This is a genomic window from Psychrobacter piechaudii, from assembly GCF_900162825.1.
GTDB lineage: Bacteria > Pseudomonadota > Gammaproteobacteria > Pseudomonadales > Moraxellaceae > Psychrobacter > Psychrobacter piechaudii.
Window position 1 is genome coordinate 1 of record NZ_FUGE01000200.1, and the last position, 4,863, is coordinate 4,863.

At 41.4% G+C, this 4,863-nt stretch carries 5 protein-coding genes and 1 pseudogene; 5 read left to right on the forward strand and 1 reads right to left on the reverse strand.

Annotation, left to right across the window (positions count from 1 at the left end; genetic code table 11):
- The 4 genes and pseudogenes from A1019T_RS13270 to A1019T_RS10690 form a co-directional block, all read left to right on the forward strand.
- A pseudogene (locus tag A1019T_RS13270) lies at nt 1-445 on the forward strand (hypothetical protein); the annotation flags it as partial.
- A gap of 198 nt (nt 446-643) precedes the next feature.
- A complete protein-coding gene (locus A1019T_RS10680; protein WP_077451623.1) occupies nt 644-1,255 on the forward strand; it encodes a LemA family protein in 612 nt (203 codons plus the stop codon).
- 191 nt (nt 1,256-1,446) lie between these two features.
- Nucleotides 1,447-2,496, forward strand: coding sequence for a TPM domain-containing protein (locus A1019T_RS10685; RefSeq protein ID WP_077451627.1), 1,050 nt, complete (start codon nt 1,447-1,449; stop codon nt 2,494-2,496).
- A gap of 102 nt (nt 2,497-2,598) precedes the next feature.
- A complete protein-coding gene (locus A1019T_RS10690) occupies nt 2,599-3,174 on the forward strand; it encodes a TPM domain-containing protein (protein WP_077451624.1) in 576 nt (191 codons plus the stop codon).
- 115 nt (nt 3,175-3,289) lie between these two features.
- Here the strand turns inward: A1019T_RS10690 and A1019T_RS10695 are convergent, their stop codons facing one another.
- Nucleotides 3,290-4,033, reverse strand: a complete 744-nt coding sequence (locus A1019T_RS10695; RefSeq protein ID WP_077451625.1) for an SIR2 family NAD-dependent protein deacylase — start codon at nt 4,031-4,033, stop codon at nt 3,290-3,292.
- 61 nt (nt 4,034-4,094) lie between these two features.
- Here A1019T_RS10695 and A1019T_RS10700 point away from each other — a divergent pair, with 61 nt between their 5' ends.
- Nucleotides 4,095-4,520, forward strand: a complete 426-nt coding sequence (locus A1019T_RS10700) for a hypothetical protein (RefSeq protein WP_077451626.1) — start codon at nt 4,095-4,097, stop codon at nt 4,518-4,520.
- Nucleotides 4,521-4,863 lie beyond the last annotated feature (343 nt).

The window sequence follows — 4,863 nt, forward strand, 5'->3', positions numbered from 1 at the left end:
TTTAGTGATTGTCGCAACCAATCAACTAGAAACAGTGGATGCGATGACAAGCTATGCTAAGCGTTGGGAAATTGAGACTTTATTTGCTTGTCTAAAGGGGCGTGGCTTTAATCTTGAAGATACCCACTTAGCCCATCTTGATCGGGTCAGTAAATTAGTCGCAGTGAACGCCTTAGCATTTTGTTGGGCTTATCATGTCGGTATTTATAAAGACAAAGATAAGCCGTTAAAACACAAGTTGAAGTCAAACGCTCGACCTCAAGCCAGTTTGTTTGCGCTTGGTCTGGATTTATTGATTGAAGGTCTTCGTTTGGTGTTTTTTAACAATGATAAGACTGTACTTAGACAGTTAGTTAGCTTTTTAACCCCTAAACCTATGAAAATAGGGTGGGGATCATTTTTTTGTCGTGTGCAGAGAAAAAAAATACAAAAATTAGCAAGTTGATAGACTTTGCCTAGGCCATTACTATCGTTATATTAGGGTAAAGAGGTTGTATTTAGGTAACAAAAAATTGTATTAATTGTGCTTTGACATCATTCAACAGTACAATTGCAGTACCTTACTATTAAGTTTAAAAAATCTAAAGTGAGATTACTGGGTTTACCTTTAATGTAAAATAATTTGAAAATTTTCGGAGTAGTTATGTCACGTAAATCAATCCTTAAGCCGCTTATGTTATCTACTGTTTTAGGCATGTCGGCAGTGAGCTTATCAGGTTGTGGTTATAACAACCTGCAAGCACAAGATGAGCAAGTTAATGCAGCTTGGTCAGAAGTAGTTAACCAATATCAGCGCCGTGATGACTTAGTACCAAACCTAGTCAAAGTGGTTAAACAATATGCAGATCAAGAGCAAGAAGTATTCACTCAGGTTGCTGAGGCCCGTTCAAGAGCAGGTAGCATTCAGCTAACGCCTGAAACCTTGAATGACCCACAAGCGATGGAGAACTACCAAGCGGCACAAGCTGAAATGACCGGTGCTTTATCTCGCTTAATGGCCGTGTCTGAGCGTTATCCTGAGCTTAAATCAGATAAGCTATTCCAAGATCTACAAGCGCAGCTTGAAGGTACTGAGAACCGTATTACTGTAGCTCGTAACCGCTATATTCAAGAGGTTCAAGGCTACAACACCACCGTCCGTCAGTTCCCAACCAATATCACGGCTAAAGTGTTTGGCATGGATCCTAAACCTAACTTTACTGTTGAAAATGAGAAAGAGATTTCAACGGCTCCAGAAGTTAATTTTGGTGAGTAGTTAGAAACTGGCTAAAATCTTGGCTGATATTCAGTCAAAAATTATGTTGTTTCAATAAAGTAGCTTATAAGCATTTGGCCTATAAGCTACAAATTTACCTGTCTTTTCATTAGTTAGTTTTTTAGCTAATTGGGTTTTATGAGAGGACAGCTATAAAATAAGTTTCTTAGAGTGAAGTGGTGATGATGCGCATGCAAAAGTTGAAACGTAGCTGGTCAATATTGTCAATAATAGGCGCGACCTTATTGGTAACGCCTATAAGTTTCGCTGTGAATGGTGAAGCTTCGAGTGCGGCATCATCTCAGTCATCTCAGCAATTGGGCGACCAAAGTGTTGAGGATATGGTGGCCATTGCCAAAGCTGGCCAACAAAACGAAGCTATTAATGACGCTATTTTCGGTAACGAAGCCATTACTGATAATATACCTACTCTTGGTGAGGCTAGTGCTGAGGATAGTCGCAGTCAATCAGAGGTAGCCACGGCTGAGCCTCGTCAATCTACTGCCCAAGGGGTTGATAGCGATAAACTTATTTTAAACTCGCCTGTGGTTGATCAGGCCAATATTTTTACCCCGCAAGAAAAACAACTTTTAACCCAAAGATTACGTCATATTTACGACCAAGGCTTGGCCCAAGCTGCCTTAGTAACCGTACCTACCACCAATGGTATGGATATTTTTCAATACAGTTTGCAGGTGGCAGAAAAGTGGCAATTGGGTAATAAAGATACCGATGATGGTTTATTAATACTGGTCGCAGTTAACGATCGTAATATATATATTTTGTCAGGTTATGGTTTAGAAGGGGTGCTCCCTGATGCTGCTTTAAATCGTATTATCGATGAGGAGATTACCCCTTCATTTAAGCAAGGTGATTATGCGGGTGGCTTGGTCAAAGGTATTAACCGTATCGAAGAGCGTTTGGTCGCCGATCCTGATGTTTTAGCACAGTCAGATGCCCTAGCCAAAGAGCGTGCTCAGCAACAAAATCAAGCTGTGGGTGATTCTCCTTCCTTATTTGGTACTTTTCTTATTGCCTTAATCTTTGGTATGTTTTTAACCTCAGCTTTAGGCCGTATCCTTGGGTCGTTTCTTGCAACAGGTGGTTTTGCCTTAATGGCTCTATCTGCAGGCGCTGGGCTATTTACCACTATTTTTATGGCCATCTTTTTATGGCTATTCCTAATTTCACGCGGCGGTGGCGGCGGCTTCGGCGGTGGCGGTGCTGGTGGCTCATGGTAAAGCTAACATTCATCTCGTAACATATCGCATTAATGCCCTTAATACATAACTCTCTATGGCTACGATAGCTAATATAAAAATAAGGTTTGAGGTAAGACTGACATGCAACAAAAAGCAAAGCCCGACTTAAAATCTGTGCACCCCAATGTCGCTGAAGGACATACTGTGGTCAGTGAGCCAAGCTTTGCAAGATGGTGGCGTCAAGCAATATTCATCCCAATATTGCACAATCGCTGGGTATCTGATGAAGTCATGCAACGTCTTACTCAGAAGGTCACCGAAGTAGAGAAGGGCCATCGTGGCGAGGTGTTCTTGGTTATAGAAAACCACCTGCCGATTAATCTAGCTTATAGGGTAGGTACTCGTGAGCGAGCCATTGATTTATTTAGCTTGTACCGAGTGTGGGATACAGAGGAAAATACTGGGGTATTGGTATACGTTAACGTTTGCGAGCATAGCTTAGAGATTGTGGCGGATAGAGGGATTAATACTCATGTTAGCCCGACAGTTTGGCAAGCCATGTGTGATAAAGCGATAGCAGGTATGGCCAAAGGCAATATAGAACAAAGCTTGCTGGATTTATTAGATGAAATCGGCTTACTGCTAAAACAGCATTACTACTTAGAGCACGATCCAGAAGGTAATGAGCTTTCGGACACTGTGGTATTTTTAAAATAAAATTGTCCTTGTAAAGTAAAGAGTGACATTGGCCCTAAATAACAAAAAAGCTAGGCTTTATCTCAAAGCCTAGCTTTTTTGTTATTTATTTTATAGCTCTTTTATACCAAATCCATTAGAGCAGTGCGGCAGATAGGGTAGGCAACACTTCGCCAGCTTTGCTTGCTAATACCACATCAATTAATGGGTTGTGAGTCGGATGCAAATTAATTTCAATTAGTTTGGCTCCCTGACTCTTTGCCAATTGGGATAAACCAGCCGCTGGATAAACTAAGCTTGAAGTACCAATACTTATAAAAACATCGCAGTCTGCTGAGGCCTGTTCGGCATATTGCCAAGCCCCTGATGGCAACATCTCGCCAAACCAAACAATGTCCGGTCGAATATAAGCTTCACATTCAGGGCAATTAACCAAAGCGTCTTGGCTATAATCAATCTCACCTTGGTAGGCTGCATCACATTGACTACATTTGTTTTTCCATAAATGGCCGTGCAAGTGAGTGACCTGACTGCCTGCTTGCTCATGAAGGTCATCTACGTTTTGGGTGATGAGGCTTAAAGTCTTGCCCTGAGTCTTCCCCCACTGTTGTAGGCTGGCTAGAGCGTGATGAGCAGGGTTGGGCTGTTTGTCTTTAACCAGATTGCGTCGCCATTGATACCAGGACCAAACCATCTTAGGATCACGCTCAAAGGCATCAATACTGGCTAAATCTTCTGCTCTAAAGTTCTCCCAAAGGCCCGTTTGTTTGTCCCGAAAAGTAGGGATGCCACTTTCTGCAGAGATACCTGCTCCAGTTAAAATGCAGATATGCTTCGCATTTTGAAGTAGAGTAATGGCTTGTTGTACATCATTGGTCATAAAACACCTATATAAGCTTGGGTTTGTGTATCATAATATACTATCAATAATAGGAGGACGTATGAATCAGATTTTTAGTGGCGCGGTGTTGCTCGGAGCGGTGCTCTTATGTGCTCTGGTATTGTTCGTTATTGGCTTGGTCATGAAGCCTAAGACAGCAGGCAAGGGACTTCATAAAGCTGCCAACAATAAAATGAATTTAGATAAAGCCAAACCTAAGTTTAATAGTAAGGCTGGAGCATTTAGCAAAACATCTAATGAACAATTATTAAAGCTAAAAAACCTAATCAGTAAGAATTTTCCAGATATAACGGCCCTGATGCGTGAGCACCATTTGGTGTTAGAAAGAAATGCTAAAAAGGTGGCTTTACTGACGTTAGATGTCAATGCTGCCTTGGGACGTCGCCGCTTAGGAGAGGTCACAGTTATTAATTTTCATAAGCTTCCTAGTGTGGAAGAACTAAGAATAGAGCTAAGTGGCATATAGCTGGGCTATTAACCTTTGTGATAATACAGTAAACTGGGAGTTTTAAATTTTGTGAGGCTCATTTACTGAGCTCAATATAGATCATTTTTTTATCACCATTCGCCGTAAAACCACCCACTTCAGGGCATAGGTATCTACACAATTCATCAGTGAGCATAAATTTGATAAAATAGCGCAGTATGGCATAGATAAAATGGAGCTAGATACGAGGCTCATCAAACGATATCAACAACTCGTACACAATCACACTCACCCAAACGGTTATCTACATGCTGGTATGAAAGCAACTATGGATACTAAAAGCAGTTTTGCTCAGACCCAAGCGTTATGGCGATTTGTGCAT

What these genes read in the sequence shown, in the direction of transcription:
- A1019T_RS10680 (WP_077451623.1), top strand. Translation starts at nt 644, where the DNA reads ATGTCACGTAAATCAATCCTTAAGCCGCTTATGTTATCTACTGTTTTA.
- A1019T_RS10685 (WP_077451627.1), top strand. Translation starts at nt 1,447, where the DNA reads ATGCAAAAGTTGAAACGTAGCTGGTCAATATTGTCAATAATAGGCGCG.
- A1019T_RS10690 (WP_077451624.1), top strand. Translation starts at nt 2,599, where the DNA reads ATGCAACAAAAAGCAAAGCCCGACTTAAAATCTGTGCACCCCAATGTC.
- A1019T_RS10695 (WP_077451625.1), bottom strand. Translation starts at nt 4,033, where the DNA reads ATGACCAATGATGTACAACAAGCCATTACTCTACTTCAAAATGCGAAG.
- A1019T_RS10700 (WP_077451626.1), top strand. Translation starts at nt 4,095, where the DNA reads ATGAATCAGATTTTTAGTGGCGCGGTGTTGCTCGGAGCGGTGCTCTTA.